The sequence below is a fragment of the Geovibrio thiophilus genome, from assembly GCF_004087915.1.
Lineage (GTDB): Bacteria > Chrysiogenota > Deferribacteres > Deferribacterales > Geovibrionaceae > Geovibrio > Geovibrio thiophilus.
Map to the genome: position 1 here is coordinate 389,864 of NZ_CP035108.1, position 16,403 is coordinate 406,266.

Annotated in this window: 17 protein-coding genes and 1 tRNA gene; 8 read left to right on the top strand and 10 right to left on the bottom strand. The window is 49.5% G+C overall.

Features of this window, described 5'->3' with window-relative positions:
- Positions 1-255: 255 nt before the first annotated feature.
- From EP073_RS01845 to EP073_RS01870, 6 genes are all read right to left on the bottom strand, one after another.
- The gene (locus EP073_RS01845) at positions 256-906 is read right to left on the bottom strand and encodes an energy-coupling factor ABC transporter ATP-binding protein (protein WP_128465469.1); all 651 of its coding nucleotides are present in this window, start codon (positions 904-906) and stop codon (positions 256-258) included.
- On the bottom strand, positions 903-1,559 hold the full coding sequence (locus tag EP073_RS01850; RefSeq protein ID WP_128465470.1) for an energy-coupling factor transporter transmembrane component T family protein: 657 nt from the start codon (positions 1,557-1,559) through the stop codon (positions 903-905). The genes EP073_RS01845 and EP073_RS01850 overlap by 4 nt, the downstream gene beginning before the upstream one ends.
- A complete protein-coding gene (locus EP073_RS01855; RefSeq protein ID WP_128465471.1) occupies positions 1,556-2,074 on the bottom strand; it encodes a hypothetical protein in 519 nt (172 codons plus the stop codon). The genes EP073_RS01850 and EP073_RS01855 overlap by 4 nt, the downstream gene beginning before the upstream one ends.
- Positions 2,075-2,081: 7 nt before the next feature.
- Positions 2,082-2,678 carry a cobalt transporter CbiM gene (gene cbiM / locus EP073_RS01860; protein WP_128465472.1) on the bottom strand — a complete coding sequence of 199 codons (597 nt, stop codon included), beginning with the start codon at positions 2,676-2,678 and terminating at the stop codon, positions 2,082-2,084.
- A gap of 1 nt (position 2,679) precedes the next feature.
- Positions 2,680-3,435: a DUF4198 domain-containing protein gene (locus EP073_RS01865; protein ID WP_128465473.1), complete on the bottom strand. Its 756-nt coding sequence runs from the start codon at positions 3,433-3,435 to the stop codon at positions 2,680-2,682.
- Between the two features lie 600 nt (positions 3,436-4,035).
- Positions 4,036-4,109: transfer RNA gene (locus EP073_RS01870), tRNA-Met, on the bottom strand.
- Positions 4,110-4,397: 288 nt separating this feature from the next.
- Here EP073_RS01870 and EP073_RS01875 point away from each other — a divergent pair.
- The 7 genes from EP073_RS01875 (at position 4,398) to EP073_RS01905 (ending at position 11,741) form a co-directional block, all read left to right on the top strand.
- Positions 4,398-5,246, top strand: coding sequence for an ATP-binding protein (locus EP073_RS01875; RefSeq protein WP_128465474.1), 849 nt, complete (start codon positions 4,398-4,400; stop codon positions 5,244-5,246).
- Positions 5,243-8,083: a bifunctional [glutamate--ammonia ligase]-adenylyl-L-tyrosine phosphorylase/[glutamate--ammonia-ligase] adenylyltransferase gene (gene glnE, locus EP073_RS01880; protein ID WP_128465475.1), complete on the top strand. Its 2,841-nt coding sequence runs from the start codon at positions 5,243-5,245 to the stop codon at positions 8,081-8,083. The genes EP073_RS01875 and glnE overlap by 4 nt, the downstream gene beginning before the upstream one ends.
- Before the next feature lies 1 nt (position 8,084).
- Positions 8,085-8,615 (top strand): thiamine phosphate synthase, encoded by a 531-nt coding sequence (locus EP073_RS01885; RefSeq protein ID WP_164885241.1) that lies wholly within the window; start codon positions 8,085-8,087, stop codon positions 8,613-8,615.
- A 213-nt stretch (positions 8,616-8,828) separates the two neighbouring features.
- Complete coding sequence (locus tag EP073_RS01890) at positions 8,829-9,257, top strand: Fur family transcriptional regulator (protein ID WP_128465477.1); 429 nt, start codon at positions 8,829-8,831, stop codon at positions 9,255-9,257.
- Positions 9,239-10,180 (top strand): metal ABC transporter solute-binding protein, Zn/Mn family, encoded by a 942-nt coding sequence (locus tag EP073_RS01895; RefSeq protein WP_128465478.1) that lies wholly within the window; start codon positions 9,239-9,241, stop codon positions 10,178-10,180. The genes EP073_RS01890 and EP073_RS01895 overlap by 19 nt, the downstream gene beginning before the upstream one ends.
- On the top strand, positions 10,181-10,942 hold the full coding sequence (locus EP073_RS01900; RefSeq protein ID WP_128465479.1) for a metal ABC transporter ATP-binding protein: 762 nt from the start codon (positions 10,181-10,183) through the stop codon (positions 10,940-10,942).
- Positions 10,884-11,741 carry a metal ABC transporter permease gene (locus EP073_RS01905; RefSeq protein WP_241654030.1) on the top strand — a complete coding sequence of 286 codons (858 nt, stop codon included), beginning with the start codon at positions 10,884-10,886 and terminating at the stop codon, positions 11,739-11,741. The genes EP073_RS01900 and EP073_RS01905 overlap by 59 nt, the downstream gene beginning before the upstream one ends.
- A 75-nt stretch (positions 11,742-11,816) precedes the next feature.
- Here the strand turns inward: EP073_RS01905 and EP073_RS01910 are convergent, their stop codons facing one another.
- The 4 genes from EP073_RS01910 to fmt all read right to left on the bottom strand — a co-directional run bounded on the left by EP073_RS01910 (position 11,817) and on the right by fmt (position 15,633).
- The gene (locus EP073_RS01910) at positions 11,817-12,971 is read right to left on the bottom strand and encodes an RsmB/NOP family class I SAM-dependent RNA methyltransferase (RefSeq protein ID WP_128465480.1); all 1,155 of its coding nucleotides are present in this window, start codon (positions 12,969-12,971) and stop codon (positions 11,817-11,819) included.
- A 253-nt stretch (positions 12,972-13,224) separates the two neighbouring features.
- Complete coding sequence (gene htpX / locus EP073_RS01915; RefSeq protein ID WP_241654031.1) at positions 13,225-14,061, bottom strand: zinc metalloprotease HtpX; 837 nt, start codon at positions 14,059-14,061, stop codon at positions 13,225-13,227.
- Positions 14,062-14,174: 113 nt separating this feature from the next.
- The gene (locus tag EP073_RS01920; protein WP_128465482.1) at positions 14,175-14,720 is read right to left on the bottom strand and encodes a DUF116 domain-containing protein; all 546 of its coding nucleotides are present in this window, start codon (positions 14,718-14,720) and stop codon (positions 14,175-14,177) included.
- Complete coding sequence (fmt, locus tag EP073_RS01925) at positions 14,713-15,633, bottom strand: methionyl-tRNA formyltransferase (protein WP_128465483.1); 921 nt, start codon at positions 15,631-15,633, stop codon at positions 14,713-14,715. The genes EP073_RS01920 and fmt overlap by 8 nt, the downstream gene beginning before the upstream one ends.
- Positions 15,634-15,818: 185 nt before the next feature.
- Between fmt and EP073_RS01930 the strand changes: the two genes are divergently transcribed.
- Positions 15,819-16,403, top strand: a complete 585-nt coding sequence (locus tag EP073_RS01930) for a TetR/AcrR family transcriptional regulator (protein ID WP_164885242.1) — start codon at positions 15,819-15,821, stop codon at positions 16,401-16,403.

The following is a 16,403-nucleotide window of genomic DNA, read 5'->3' on the forward strand; positions in this document are numbered from 1 at the left end:
GGCGGGGGCTGATGCTCCCGCCTTTTTTATTTTACGGTAAAAATTTACCGTCCATGGAAATTTTTATACACGCTCACGCCGTGGTGAACACGGCTTCACTTCGCACGGCGCATTATCTGTCTTGCCGCTCCAAAAACTACATCCTGTGTTTTTTCCGCACACGCTCGCGCCGAAACAGGTTCGGCTTCGCTTCGCACGGCGCAGTTCCATCCATGGAACTGTTTGCGTCCCGAGGAAAGAAGAGGACATTAATAATTACCCTTCAACAAGCCCCTTTTCTGTGAGGAACATTTTGCGGGCGCCGATTTTTTCGATGAAGTTGAGGTCATGGGAGACGATCAGCATTGTTTTGTCTATGTCCCTGAGTATTTCAGCGAGTTTATCTTCGCTTTTTTTGTCCAGAGCGGCGGACGGCTCATCAAGTAAAAGTATCTCAGGCTTCATCACGAGAACGGACGCGAGGGCTACCATCTTCTTTTCCCCGCCTGAGAGGTTCAGGGTGACACGGTCACGGAGATGACGTATATGCAGCTCGCTGAGCATGGCTTCCGCCTTCGCCACAGCCTCAGGCTGCTTCATGCCGTCATTCAGGAGACCGAACGCAACCTCTTCTATCACTGTAGGGGCGATTATCTGATCATCCGGATCCTGAAAAAGGAAGCCGATCTCCCGCCTTGCCTGAGTGAAGTCTTTTTCCGTCACTAATTTTCTGTGATGTATCTCAACATGTCCGCCGCATACAGCGCCGAGACCGACAATTGCCTTAAGCAGAGTGGTTTTGCCTGCCCCATTGGGACCGAGAACGGCGATTTTGTCTTTATGAGTGAGGTTGATGCTTACGTTTTCAAAGAGAATCTTGTCCGCTGTGCGGCATGAGATGCTGTTCAGGGAAAGTGTGCAGCTCATATAAGCTGCCCGATTGTAAGCGCTGTCTGAATAAGGAGCACAAACACCAGAGCCGCATCGGATGCGGTCAGAGAGTGAGTATTGAAGGGATAAAGCTTTCCTTTAAATCCTCTGAGAATCATTGCGTGATGAAGCGATTTTGCCTTTTCCATGCTTTTTACGAACAGCATACCCACCAGATACCCGAATGTTTTGTAAGTGAACAGGTTAGTTTTCGGATTAAAGCACCGTATCCGCAGAGAGTCACGCATTTTTTTGTACTCAGCGCCGAGAATCTCAATGTATTTTATAACAAAGAATAAAAGTACTGTAAACCTGTCGGGAAATTTCAGCCCGCAGAAGCCGTAGTAAATCCCCATTGCTCCGTGGGGAGCGAAAAGGAGCAAATTTGCGCTGAGAATCAGGTTTGCCCTGAGAAAAATCAGAAGAGCGTATGATGTGTCACGATGGAAAATGAGAACTGTGGCACATATGAAAAGTATCACAAGATTAAGCCTAAGCAGGCGGAGGAAGGGACGGAAAGCAGATTTGAAAGACACGGCAGCCAGAAACAGGGCGAATACAGCGTCATACGCTGTTATTTCTGTCCTGAACGCGATCAGCAGAGAGTAAACCACGGCAGCGGCTATGGCGACAGCGGGAGAGAACTTCATTTCTTCCTGAAAAGCATGAAAAGACCGAAGATTCCGAAGAGGTAGCCTATCCCCGCGATAATCTTATCTGTATTTGTGCGTCCCTTGTCTATCGCTGCCTGTATTTCAACAGTCTGCTTGCCCAGCTCCTGACGGATCATAGAACGCAAAGCATCTTCATCAACAGTCGGCAGAGTTTCTGTTTTTTCGGAGGTCTCACTGTTTTCCGTCAGCGGTTCAGCCGTTACCTCCGCCTTGGCGAAGTGCCCCATGCCTGCGTCAACATTAACGAAGAATGAAGAGGGCAGCTCTCCGCTGAGCACAGCTTCTCCGTTTTCACTGAGGGTTCCTTTGAACAGAACATGCCCGTCTGTTCCTGTGACCGTATAAGCGCAGCTTTTGCAGTAGGTTCCGTCGCCGAAGTAGGATGTTATGTTCAGGGTGCCGCCTTCATAGACGGCAAGCACATTGAGTCTGTGAGCATGAGCGGCTGAAAATGCTGAAAAAAGCAGAAAGAGTGTAAGAAGTTTTTTCATTTTATCCTCATTTCTCAAGGAGAGAAGGGTAAACCTTCATGATGAATCTTAATATGAATACTGTGGCTGTGCCCTCAATCAGCATTACCGGAACATGTGCGAGAAATATCGCCTGAGCCGCCTGAAAGAGTTTGCCGCCGCTGAGAAACAGCATTAATGCGACCAGAAGGCTTGAAAGAGCCACGGGCACGAAGCCCGTAAGGAAAAACAAAACCGTTCTGAGGATACCTTCAGCCGATGCAGCTTTTCTGAAAATGAAGAAAGCGCATACAGCGGGAAACGCAGCGTCAAACGTATTTACTCCCAGTGTCGTTATGCCGCCGAACTGAAAGAGAAGCCCCTGAAGCAGAAGCGCCATGAATATTGCGGGAAACGCCGCGAAGCCGAGCACAGCGCCTACCAGCCCGTTCAGAAGCAGATGTACGCTTGACGGACCTAAGGGCACGTGTATGAAGGAACCGACAAAAAACAGGCTGGACATCAGCGCTGTTTTCGTCAGCAGTTCGTCCTTCATTTCGCGAAAGCCGTAAACGAGAAATCCAATCGAGGCGGCAGCCCCCGCGCCGAGCACAGAGGCTGAAAGAACGCCTTCGGAAATGTGCATATTATTCCGCTCCGTATGTTTTCACCCAGAAAACCGCACCGAGCTCAACCGGATAATCCTTTCCTTCGTGTTTGAGCGTTACATCGTCCTCAATGAGGGCGGCGAATGCCCACCAGCCTGCGAAAGGCATTGAATAGCTGAAAACACCGTTGGCGTCAGCCTTAATAACCTGAGTTATGTGAGCGTCTGTGGGGTGTTTAATCTTACTGCCTTTGTTATAAAATTCAACCTCAATCTCAGCGTTGGGAACTGCTTTGCCTTTATAGATGACCTTGCCTGTGAAGGTGTTGCCCTTCCAGAGTCCGTAAGGACGTGTGAGGGGCACTATCTCTGCCTTGAGTCCTGCCGGAGTGTCCCAGCCTTCCTCCATTCCGAATGCGTTGACAACGGTTTTTGTGATGTGCTGAATGAATACGCCCTCAGCTGGCTCGAAATAGTAGTCGGGAGTGACAGTGAAGATATAGTCGCCGGGCTTAGTGAAGGAATATTTGAAATCCCAAGCTGTTTTGCCCTGAACAGAAGTCTTTGTGACGGATTTTGTCAGATCGGTCTTTTTGCCGTCAAAGTATACTGAAACATCCTTGGGCTTAACCATCTCCATAACAGGTCCCTGTTCAAAGGGGTGAGTGAATTCCATGCGGAATGAAGCGGTTTTGGAAGCTGGCGTCACAACGTCAGTGGAGGGGATAATTGTCTGAAAGTGGGCAAACGACGCTGAGGCGCAAAGTAAAAGAAGAGCGGTAAAAAGTTTTTTCATGTCAATCTCCGTGTTACATATTATGTATGATGTGTTATCATCATGACATGAAAAAGTCAATACGTGTTATTGTGATGATTAATGATTTTTGTGTTACGGGAATTATGGAGTTGCGCCGCGCGAAGCGAAGCCGTGTTCACCACGTCGCGAGCGTGTATCCGAAATTTCCAAGGATGGTAAATTTTGGATTATCAAGAGAGAGATTGCTTCACCCTTTCAGGGTTCGCAGTGACGCCTTAGAGCTTAACAACTCCATGGATGGAGTTGCGCCGTGCGAAGCGAAGCCGTGTTCACCACGGCGCGAGCGTGTATCCGAAATTTCCAAGGATGGTAAATTTTGGATTATCAAGATAAGACGTTGCGCCGTGCGAAGCGAAGCCGTGTTCACCACGGCGCGAGCGTGTATCCGAAATTTCCAAGGATGGTAAATTTTGGATTATCAAGAGAGAGATTGCTTCACCTTTTCAGGGTTCGCAGTGACGCCTCAGAGCTTAACAACTCCATGGATGGAGTTGCAGCGAACAGGATGTCCGGATTAACGCTATTACATAAAGAAAAAGGCTTGCTCTTTATAGAAGCAAGCCTTTAAACTATTTGAAATAGCGGGAGCCGGATTTGAACCAACGACCTTCGGGTTATGAGCCCGACGAGCTACCAAGCTGCTCTATCCCGCGTCAAGTTTGCTAACATACACGCCAGCTCTTTTGTTGTCAAGAATAAATAAAAAATTATTTTCAAATCTGCCGATGTTGAAAAATAACGAAGATTATCATAGGATTATTTATACAGTAATTACAGCCGGAGATTCTTATTTTACGCTCGGAAAAGTGCCTCCGGTTCCATGGCAGGAACCGCACAGAGCTCGCTAAAGAGCGGTTAACCAGACCGTGAGCGTGTACCTCAATCCGGCAGGATGTACGGATTGAGGTTATTTAGTGGTCATTTAAAGGAAGGTGAATCATATGAATGCTATTTATATATCCGCAGTTCTGTTTATCTCAACAGCCGCTGCCGCGTACATTTTGCCACAGCTGCCCGGAAGAAACGCACCGTTTATGCTCACTCTCCTTGTGTGCGCTACGGCATGTGCCACCGCATTTGCCTTCTGGAGAGCGAAGAAAAACCGTGAGCGGGAAGAGGAACTAAGCGGAATGATCCTGAAAGAGGAAAAACGCACAGTGGGCAGGTTTCTCATTCATGAATGGCGCGGGCTGATACAGAGCATAGGCATTCAGGCGGAGATGATGGAGCGTGCGGACAATGTGGAAGGCGTGCGGATAAACTGCGGAGTAATCCGCAAAATTCTCAGGGAGGAAGCCGAGAAAACCGACAGGGCTGAATTTTACTTCCGCAAGGACGGGCAGAACATAAGGAAATCCTCAAAAGCTGTTCAGAAAGCCGTTGCCGACGCGGAGATTTTTCACGGCAAAAAGCGCGTTAAAGTAGTGTACAATACAGGGAAGAAGGATATGAAGTCCGATTTCGACAAGCTTCATCCCTGCGTATTCTTCGCCCTGATGAACGCCTTCGCCGCCATAAAGGATAAAAGCGGAGCAGTAACGCTCACTGTTGCAGACAGGGTGCTGGGGTTTACGGAGTTCCTTGAGATCTCTGTTGAGGGCGGAGACATGCTGTTTGACAAGGAGATCGAGGATCTCTTCCATCCTTTCAATGTTTCGCCTGAGAAGTTCAGGGGATATTTCGGGCTTGCGACGGTGCGGAGGATAGCCTCCGATATGGGCGGCTTTGCCGAAGCTGAAAGAGGCATAGACAAAACATGCGTATATATTGTTATTCCGGTGGCTAAATGACGGATATATTTAATAAAAATGTTCAGGAGATTCGGCATCCGGACAGAAATGATCTGGAAAAGGTGTTCAGACACTCCAGATTCATCGCCGACTGGCTTGAGAAGCATCCTGAATATGCTGCAAAAGCTCTGGAATTGGCGAAAAAAGAGCGGAATGTGGACACGATTCTGGATGATATTCTCACGCCTGATTTCCATGAGCTTGATGAAGACGGGCTGCTGAGACATCTGCGTGCAACAAAAATGACCGAGTACACCGCAATTGCGCTGAAAGACCTTGTTTACGGGGCGGATGTGAAAAATATCACAGCGCATATATCCTCCTTCGCCTCTGCTTCCCTTGAGGCGGCATATAAATATGCTTATTTCAGGCTCAGCCGTGAGCTGGGCAGACCGCAGGACGCAGAAGGTTCAAGAGTGGGCATGACTGTGATCGGTCTCGGCAAGCTCGGCGGCTGGGAGCTTAATTTCAGCTCTGATATAGACATAATGTACGTTTACGGAACCGAGGTCGGCAGAACGGACAACAGCGGCGTGAAACCGTCAGTTGAGAACCATGTGTTCTTTACCCGTGTTGCGGAAAAGATAACTCATTACATAGGCACAAGAACCGAGGACGGTATTGTTTTCCGTGTGGATCTCCGTTTACGTCCCGATGGCGACAGGGGAGCAATAGCGCTGCCCATACGAAGCTGCGAGATATATTACGAGTCATACGGTCAGGGCTGGGAGCGGATGATGCTTCTCAAGGCGAGACCTGTAGCGGGAGACAAGCGCACCGGAGCGGAGTTTCTCCGCTCCGTGAGACCTTTTGTTTTCCGGCGGAGTCTGGACTATAAACTGCTGGATGAACTGAAAAATATAAAACAGAAGATAGACCGCAGGGAGGAGATCAGGGGCAACAGAAATGTTAAGCTCGGCTATGGCGGCATAAGAGAGATAGAGTTTGTGGTACAGGCTTTTCAGATACTCTATTACCCCAAGCATCCTGATATTTATCATCCCTCCACCCTTGAAGGGATAGATCTGCTTGCCCGGTTCGGTCAGCTTGAGGCAGAAACGGCGGAAAGACTGAAATCGGAATACCGTTTTCTGCGTAAGCTTGAGCATATGGCGCAGATAGAGAACGAGAAGCAGACTCACGTGATTCCCGAGGACAGCGAAACCTTCCCTCTTTATCTTGAACGCTGCGGATTTGACTGCATCGATAAATTCAATGAAGAATTCTCCGCAGCTACCAGATTTGTGCATAAGGTTTTTTCCGGCATTTTCCGTGATCACGAGGGCTCGGATGTATCTTCCCTGATATTCGATAAGGAACTGAATCAGGAGGAGGTGGCGAGGATTATTCAGGACAAGGGCATAAAAGACGCCGTAAGGTGCGCCTCCATAATAAAAGAGATTCTCCACGGGCGCAAAAACACTATCCGTACACCGGAGGAGATCCGCATAATTGAAATGGTGCTCACCCGTGTCCTTGAACATCTCCCCGAGAGAACAGACCCTGCGGGCACTCTCCTTAACTTCGAGAAGCTTCTCTCCCACCCGACCACGGTTTACCTGCTTCAGGATATAATCACCGGGGCGCCCGCCATTCTGGACAAGCTGGAGAATATTTTCTCGTTCAGCCGCTACATGTCCGACCAGATAATAAGCGACCGCACCCTGCTTGATTATATTTACGATCCGAAGGACCCTGAGTTCAAAAGCGGCTTCATCCGCCTTGACTATCATGAGCGCACAAGAAAATACACCGGTGACACGGAATACATAATGGAGATAGCCCGTCAGCGGCACAAGGCATATATATTCAACGCCGGTTATGCCTTCCTTAACGGCACTCTGAATGTTATCCGCACCATGAAGGCGCTTACGGAGCTGGCTAAAGGTACGATACAGTTCGCCGTGGACACTGTTTACGAACAGGTTACGGAGAGATACGGCAAACCGCTGACTGCGGACGGCAGAATATGCGATTTCCTCGTGGTGGGTATGGGCAAGCTGGGCAGCTATGAGATGAGCTTCGGTTCAGACCTTGACATCATTTTTCTATATGAGGAAAACGGCAGGACAGACGGCAAAAACTCCGTCACAAATATGGAATTTTTTACTAAGGTTCTTCAAAGGACTATCTCCTTCCTCAGCTCATACACCACGAACGGCATACTCTATAAAATAGACACCAGACTCCGCCCCAGCGGTTCCAGCGGAACACTTGTGACAAGTCTGCCAGCCTTCAGGGAGTATCAGCTCAAAGAGGCAATGACGTGGGAAAAGCAGGCGCTGGGACGCTCCAGCGTGGTGAATACCGACTCAACCCTGAATGACAGGTTTAATGAAATTAAGATTCAGTGTCTTTTCAGTTCCCCTTTGGCGAAAGAAGGAATAAAAGAGATAAAAGAGATGCGCGCCCGAATCGAGATGGAGAAAGGCTCTCCCCCCGAGAAAAACGACATCAAGGCTGGCTACGGCGGCATGCTGGACATTGAGTTCACAGTGCAGATGCTCCAGCTTCTGACGGGGCATGAGGATGAAAGCGTCCGCAACCCCAACACTCATGATGTGATGGTTCATCTGAAGGACAAAGGATTTATAAAAGACAGAGACTATTATGCCCTGCATGACAGTTACCATTTCTACAGGACACTGGAAAATGTTCTGAGGATTTATGAAAATACATCCACCTCAAGGCTTCCCGCCAATGAGGAGGTTCTGGGAAAGGCGGGTATGTTTTTCTGTTTTGAGAAGAACCCCGCAGAGTGCTTAAGCGAAAAGTACGCGTGGGTGCGCAAAAGCGTACGTGCCGCATACAACAGGGTTTTTGAGAGGTATATGTAAAGTGCTGAAATTTTTGGCAGTTATAGACTATGAAACCTTCGGGGACGATTATCTGAAAGTCGCCGAACGTGTGGCGGACAGGGCGGAGATGATATGGTTCCGCGCGAAGGCTCTCACCGCCGCGGAGACGTTCCGAAAGGCGGAGAAGATGCGCAGGCTCCTGCCGCACGCTTTTCTTATTCTGTCCGAAAGACCGGATATAGCAGTTGCGGCAGGCTTTGACGGAGTTCAGCTTAATGAGCGCTCCCTCTCGCCGGAAACGGTTGAGGAGGTTTTTCCGGAGCTGGTAACGGGCTATTCTGCCCACTCTCTTGAGGAGATTGAGCAAATTCAGGCGGATTTCTTCACGCTGAGCCCGATATTTATGACAGATAAGCCGTATGAGGTGAACCCCATAGGCGCTTTGGACGTGACGGATACGGGGAAAAAGGTCTATGCTCTGGGGGGCATCACCGTGAGCTCGCTCACCCTGCTGAACGACAAGGGATATTACGGCTATGCGGGGATCGGGATAATCAAGGGGATGATTTAATAACACTAAACAGTACATTCCGTCAGCTTCATGTATATGCTTGCGGTTTGTCAGACAAATCTTCGCTATATTTAAACACTGCTTCACCGCTGCGCTTCCGGCGGTGACATAAATTACTGCCATTGCGAACTTTGAAAGGGTGAAGCAATCTCTCATTTTTTATTATACTAAATCAAGCTTGCAAATCATTTGCAAAAGTCATATGGTTTGATCATGTCAGTATGTGTTGCGTCTGACCTTCTCAGGTCAAAAAAACTTAAAATTACTGAAAGACGGGAGCTTATCCTTTCTCTGATTCTCGCTTCGGAGCGCCCTGTAAGTGCAAAAGATTTGCATGAGCTGGCGACAGAGAAAGGGAATGTTGATCTCGTGACGGTGTACCGTGTGATTTCCCTTCTCCTTGAGAAGGGGCTAATCAGGGAAATTACCGGCGATTCGGGCACATCCTTCTATGAAAAAGCGTGCGAGCACAATCCTGTGCATCCGCATTTTCACTGCTGTGAATGCGGACAGGTCTACTGTCTTGAGCCGCTTACATTTGAAGAGGGGCTGATTCTCGGACGTGTAGGGAAAGGCTTCCGTATCTCTTCCGTTTCGCTGGACATTAAAGGAGTATGTGAAAAATGCGCATCATTGCAGTGATTACCGGACTTTTTATGATTTTGTCGGCATCGGCGTACGCCGCGGACTTAAAGGCGGCAGTGAGCATCATTCCTCAGAAATACCTTGCGGATAAGATAAGCGGCGGGCGTTTTGAAACAATGGCGGTGGTGGGCAAAGGCTCAAACCCGCACAACTACGAACCGAAGCCGCAGCAGATGGTCTTCATTTCAAAGGCTCAGGTATATTTTTCCATTGATCTCTCCTTCGAGGATGTATGGCTTGAGAAGCTTCTATCAGCCAATAAAAATATAAGACATGTGGACTGCGCGGATCCAATCCCAAGATTCCCCGTTCCGGGTGAAATAATTGAGGATGAGGACGGGCACGAAGAAGAGCATGACCACGAGCACGGCGAAGAACACGGGCATGACCACGAGCAAGGTGAGGACGAGCACCACCATGACCACAGCGGGCTTGACCCGCATATATGGCTTTCTCCCATGAACATGAAAATAATGGCAAAGCTTATTGCCGGAACCTTCTCCGAGATAGATCCTGCGGGCAAAAGCGTTTATGATAAAAATCTTGCCGCTCTTCTCAGGGAGATAGACGGCACGGACGCCAAAATACGCGCAAACCTGAAAAATGTTCCGAAGGATGCGCCTTTCATGGTTTTTCATCCGTCATGGGGATATTTCGCCCGTGAATACAGCCTCCGTCAGGTGGCTGTCGAGGTAGAAGGCAAGGAGCCCAAGCCCGCTCAGCTCAAGAGGCTCATAGGCTATGCTAAAGCCCGCGGAATAAAGGTTGTTTTCGTGCAGCCGCAGTTCTCCAAAAAAAGCGCACAATCCATAGCGTCTTCAATCGGCGGGGAAGTGGCTGAGATAGATCCTCTTGCATACGAATGGAGCAGCAACCTTATATATGTTTCCGAAGTTATGGCAAAGGTGCTGAAAAAATAAATGAACGCAATAGAAATAACTGATTTGGGGTTCTCCTACGGTGAGAACCCGATTCTCACCGATGTCAGTCTCACTCTTCCGGAGAGAGAGTTTCTGGCTGTCATAGGTCCCAACGGCGGGGGTAAGTCCACGCTGCTCAAAATCATCCTCGGCATTCTCCGTCAGGACAGAGGCGCAGTGCGGGTATTCGGGAAAACAATCCCCGAAGCCGCAGGGCTCATAGGCTATGTTCCGCAGGATGTCACATCCGCCAGAGGCTTTCCCATAACCGCCTTTCAGGTTGCTATGATGGGAAGAATGAGGCTTAAAGGGCGTTTCGCCAGCGCTGCTCAGGCGGATACGGATAAGGTGCGCTCAGTTATGGAATATCTGGAGGTTGCGCATCTGGCTGATTCCACGGTTGACACCCTCTCCGGCGGACAGAAGCAGAGGGTTTATATAGCCCGTGCCCTTGCCATGGAGCCCAGAATGCTCTTTCTGGACGAACCCACCTCAAGCGTTGACACCAAGGGGCAGAAAGATCTCTTCGACAGGCTCAGGGAGCTTAACAAAACAATGACGATCGTGGTGGTAAGCCATGACTTGAGCATAATCCCCAGATACGCAACCAGTGTTGCGTGTATAAACAATAAGCTTCATTTTCACGGATTGCCCGAAATAACCCCAGAGATGCTCCGCATGGCTTACGGCGGCACAGGTTGCGATGAATGCGATTCTCTCGGCATTCCGCAAGGCTTACACGGAGGACACATTCATGCTTGACGCTCTCTCCTTCGGGTTCATGCAGAACGCTCTCTTGGCGGGGTTATTTGCCTGCGTTGCCTGCGGCGTTATAGGTACGCTGGTTGTGGTGAACCGTATTGTTTTTATATCGGGCGGTATAGCTCACGCCGCTTACGGCGGTATAGGCATAGCCTTTTTTCTTGGCATTTCGCCCCTTTTGGGCGCTTTGGGGTTTTCCGTTGCGGTGGGGCTGCTTGTCGCGTTTATCTCCATGAACAATAAAAAGCGTGCGGATACTGTTATAGGCGTTGTCTGGTCACTGGGCATGGCGATCGGGATCATTCTTACTGATCTTACCCCGGGCTACAATGTCGACCTTATGAGCTACCTTTTCGGAAGCATACTGGCAGTGCCGCAGTCGGATATTATGCTGATGGCTGTTCTGGATCTGGCGGTGGTGGTGTTTATCGTCTTCTTTTTCAGGGATCTTCAGGCTATGAGCTTCGACGAGGATTTCGCAATCTCCATAGGCGTTCCGGTGAAGCCGCTGTATTACCTGCTTATAGTGATGGTTGCGCTCACCGTGGTGCTGGTAATACGTGTTGTCGGGCTTATTCTGGTTATAGCGATGATAAGCATTCCGCCGTACATTGCGGAGCGTTATGTGAAGGACCTCCGGCTGATGATGCTCTCTTCAGTGGGGCTGAACCTAGCGTTCACCGTTACGGGGCTGTGGCTGTCCTATACGTTTAATCTCACCTCCGGCGCGGCGATAATTATGGTTGCTTCGGCGGCGTTTTTCCTTTCGGAGTTTTTTGCGAGGGTTGTGAGAAAGTGAGCATAGTTCCTAAACGCTGCTCTTAGCCCGAAAGCCTTAAAAGGAAGGTGATTCGGGAAAACAGAGCGGACAGTTTTACTTCATTTTCTCCATCACGGCGGCGAAGAAGCCGTCGCAGTTTGACTTGGAAGGGTCAGATACGAAGTAGTCTCCCCTGATGAACTCCTCCGGACAGGCCGGCTTAACCGCTCTGAAGTTTGGGTTTTCCGTCAGGAAGGCGTTAACTATATCAGTGGTTTCCTCCGGCTCGGTGGTGCACACGCTGTATATCAGCCTACCCTTCTTCGCCAGAAGAGCACCTGTTTTTATCAGCATCTTTCTCTGAACCGACGCCTTTTCCCTTATCTGTCTCTCTGTGCGTATCCAGCGGATTTCGGGGTGCTTGCGCATGGTGCCTATGGCTGTGCAGGGGGCGTCAAGGAGTATAAGATCGAACGCCTCATCCCCTTCCAGCTTCATTATATCGTTATTGACAGGCTGAACGTTTTCAAGCCCGAAGCGCTCCACGGTTTTTTCAAGCACTTCAAATCTTTGCGGGCTTATCTCAACGGCGAAAATCATCGCCTCAGGATACCTTTTGCCTAAAATAAGCGTTTTACCGCCCGGAGCAGCGCAGCAGTCCAGAACGGCTGCGGGGTCTGTCTTCCCTGCCAGTGTGGGAACCATTGCGGAAGCCTTGTCCATATAATAAAGGTTTTCCGCTTCCTCGTCATATTCCTCAACCTCGGCAACAGAAAGGTCGTCCGTGTTCAGGGCGTAAAGCGGCGGAGCCTGATTGTACGCCGCCATAATTTTTTCCGCGGCGATATTTCCGTAGCGCCTGCGCCATCTCTCCGCAAGCCAGCCGGGGAAATTGTCCCGCTCAACGGAGGCGGACAGTATCTCGTCTCTGTTTGCTATTATCTTGCGGAGGATTGCGTTTATGAAGCCTCTTTTATTTTTGCCAACAAGGTTCACGGATTCGTTCACCGCAGCATAGTCGGGTACATCGTTCATGTACAGAAGCTGAGCCGTGCCCATCACAAGCGCCGCCATCTGCTCCGGCGCGGGGCGGAACTCAGTGAACCGCCCGATCGCCTTCTCTATAGTCCCCAGATTGCGGAATATCTCGAAATACAGCTTGCGGTAAAATCTGCGCATAACCGCATCCTGAAAATAGTCTTCCCTGTACTTCTTTGAATAATAATCTGTCAGCAGACTGTTAAGCCTGCCCCGCATCTTATCGGACATGTGTTTTCCTTGCTGTTTGATTTCAAATTTTAAGACAGGGTAATAAATTATTTAAACTTGAGAAACCCTTTTTTAACGAAAAAAAAGGGTTTCTCATACTCTTCCCAAAAAACTGCTTTTGTTTTTTTAACTATCCCTGCATTGCTTCTGATTTGATGATGCCGCATTTGTCATCCTGAAAATTCGGCATACACGCTCGCGGTTTGCAGAGCAAACCTTCGCTGCGCACGGCGCATCTCCATCCGTGGAGCTGTTACCCCTGCATTGCCTCTAATCTGGCTATGCGCTCCTCCACAGGGGGGTGTGTGGAGAAAAGATTCATTGCCTGACGCCCGGAGAACGGGTTCATAATGAACATGTGCGCCGTGGCGGGCTGAGCGTCGTCCATGGGGGCGGCTGCCACTCCGCCGGATATTTTGCGCAGTGCGTTTGCCAGCGCTTTCGGTTTTCCGCAGAGCTTCGCGCCGCGGGCATCGGCTATGTACTCCCTTGATCTGGAGATAGCCATCTGTATCATCATCGCGGCTATAGGTGCTATTATCATCGCCGCGATCGCCGCAACAGGGTTGCTGTTTTCACCGTCACTGTTTCTTGAACCGCCGAAGATCATAGCCCACTTAGCAGTATTGGCTATCATCATTATAGCGCCCGCAAAAGTTGCCGCTATCGTGCCGATAAGTATGTCACGTCCGTAGATATGCGCCAGCTCGTGGGCAAGAACGCCTTCAAGCTCATCATCACTGAGCAGGTCAACAATACCTGTTGTCACAGCCACTGCGGCGTTTTCGGGGTTTCTTCCCGTGGCGAAAGCGTTGGGAGCCGGATTGTGGATAACGTAAACCTTGGGCATGGGTATGCCTCCTTTAGCGGTGAGACCGCGCACTATGCGGTGGATGCCGGGGGCTTCCGTTTCGTCCACTTCAACAGCCTTGTACATCTTCAGCACTATCTTGTCGCTGAACCAGTAGGAGAAGAAGTTCATTCCTACCGCAAAGATAAAGGCGAACATCATTCCGCCTCTTCCGCCTATGAGACCTCCCACAAACATGAAAAGCACAGTGAGAAGCGTCATGAAGAATGCCGTTTTCATTGAATTGCTCATTTTTTTATTACCTCGATTTTTATTATATACATTTTAATTTCCTCTCCCGTAAGGGAATAGAGGAGGCTTTGCGTTTGTGCGAATTGCCGCTTTATGCGGTCTCACATCCCGCCGAGCTGCCTTAACACATCCTCAACATCGCCGGCGTCCACACGGGTATTGCGGCAGGGACCGTCAGGGCGGCGGTTGCATATTCCTATTACCGGTATGGGGTATATATCTCTGATGCCGCTTATCAAATCCCGCTCACAGGCAACGGCTGCAATAATCTGAGGTTTAGCTTCCTCAATAAGCCTTAAAGCGGACGAGCCGCCTGTGGCTATGTTTATTGATAAATTATATCTTTCTCCGGCGGATGCAAGCTTTTCTATGTCGCACCTGCCACACCGCTCACATTTATAGATACCGGAGGTTATTTTCAGTTCACAGTTTTCGTTCTGGAGACAGTGAGGCAGGAGAATTATAGCCCGTTCCGGCTTCCTTGCCTTCACAATACGCATTACAATGCGGTTGTTCAGTTCGATCAGTCTCGCAGAAATCGTATCTCTGTCCGTTTTGAGCAGCCTTCCCGCAGCGAGAACCAGAGGGAAGACGGCTTTTATCAAAAAAAGTCTTGTCAGCTTCAGAACTCGGGAGGAATCAGCCAAACGCTTTTCCTTCTTCCAGCTTAAACCCGCTGAGGAAGCTGGCTGCGGGCATACGCTTTTTCCCTTCCGCCTGAAGCTCTTTCACGATAAGGGCGTCCCTGCCGCAGGCAACGGAGAAGCTCTTCTTGGTTATGTCAAATATTGTGCCCGCCGGCTTATCGCAGTTTTCGGCAATATCCGCGGCGAAGAGCTTAAACATCTGTCCGTCCAGCATGGAGTAAGCCACAGGCCAAGGCTGAAAGCCCCGAATCATTCTCTCTATCTCTTCCGCGCTTTTGCTCCAGTCTATGAGCCCGTCCTCTTTTTTAATCATCGGCGCGTAGGTGTGTTCGGCATCGTTCTGCTTTTCAGGCGTGATCGTGTCAAACGTATCTATGGTTTCGATAAGCAGTTCAGCGCCTGTTACGGCGAGTTCCGCCAGAAGATCCTCAGTGGTTTTGCGCTTAATCGGGGTAACCGCCTTCATCAGCATATCACCCGTGTCGAGCCCAACATCCATGAGCATTGTGGTTACGCCTGTATCCGCTTCCCCGTTTACTATAGCCCAGTTAACGGGTGCAGCGCCCCTGTATTTGGGCAGGAGAGAGAAGTGGACGTTGATCGGCGCCTTTTTCGGTGATTTCAGGACACGCTCGGAGAGTATTCTGCCGTATGCCACGACCACGAGGAAATCAGCCTCAAGGCTTTCCAGCAGGCTCATGAACTCTTCGTTATTTTTGAGCTTTTCCGGCTGGGTTACTCTTAAGCCTGCGCTCAGTGCGTATTCCTTGACAGGTGTGGGCATAGGGGCGGAGCTTCTGCCCTTGGGCTTATCGGGCTGAGTTACCACGAGGAGCACTTCATGCCCTTTCTCAACTATAGCTTTAAGGGTAGGCACGGCTGTTTCCGGCGTTCCCATGAATATTATTTTCATCTTCCTCATCCTTTAATAATGTCTCAAAGGCTTAATTTATCCGTTTTATGCTTCTGTTGTAAAGACCAATCCTCAGAAAAAAGTTCGTTTCGGTTTGTAAAGAAAAATTAAAGCAGTTGCGTTTATAGAAAAGAGGAGTAATATTTTTTTCTCATATTTGACTGAGTACTCAGTCAGGAGGACTGGTGACAAAAAAAGCGAAGATACTCAAATCAGCGGCAAAGCTTTTTGCCGAAAAAGGGTTTAACGATACCAGCACGTGCGAGGTGGCGGAAGCTGCGGGAGTGGCGCACGGCACTGTGTTTTATCATTTCAAGAGTAAGGAAGGTCTGCTTTCCGCCATGTATGAGAGCCTGATAGACGAATACATGACAGGGCTGAAAAGTGTTTCCGCATTCGCTGAAAACGGGCTGAAGGGTGTGGAATCAATGCTCTTCTTCCATTCGGTCTTTGCGGATAAATACAGGTCGGAGTTCACTGTAATGCACAGGGACATGCCCTCCTTCCTCTGCGAAAAGACCTGCGGCTGGTACAAAAAAATGACTGACAACAGCAAAAAATCCATAAGCATCATAGCGGACGCAATCAGGCGCGGACAGGCTGACGGCAGCATATCAAATGAGCTTGAGCCGGAAACGTCCGCCCTCACGCTCAAGGCGCTTCTCACGGGGATGACAAGGATGAAGTACCTGAGCATGGTTGACACTGCGTATGATTTCAAGGGAGCGGCGGAGTTCTGTCTCTCCGCTTTGAGGAACAGGGAGGAATAA